Consider the following 274-nt stretch of genomic DNA (forward strand, 5'->3'; position numbering starts at 1 on the left):
GACAAATTTCCTGCAACCCAGACAGCATCGACTGCTTCGTCTAACGACGGGCCGTTGCCGGAGGCCACGACGACGCAGGACTCTGCGCCACGCTCGGGCCTGGAGTCGGGCGCGCCGGTGCTCGATCACGTGTTTGTCGGCCTCGACGGCACGCCGATCAATGGGCTCAAATACCGCTTCGAATCCGACGGCGCAATCATTGACGGGGTGACGGATGGCGATGGCAAGGCCGCTCCCGTCAATTCGTTCTCCGCGGGGGCGGACTGCGCGGTTT

At 64.2% G+C, this 274-nt stretch carries 1 protein-coding gene; it reads left to right on the forward strand.

The features are described 5' to 3' along the window. The coding region (locus SB689_RS23050; protein WP_410694389.1) for a hypothetical protein at positions 1-274 on the forward strand (274 nt) is incomplete at both ends.

It is taken from the genome of Chryseobacterium sp. SIMBA_038 (assembly GCF_046535115.1).
In the GTDB taxonomy this organism is placed as follows: domain Bacteria; phylum Bacteroidota; class Bacteroidia; order Flavobacteriales; family Weeksellaceae; genus Chryseobacterium.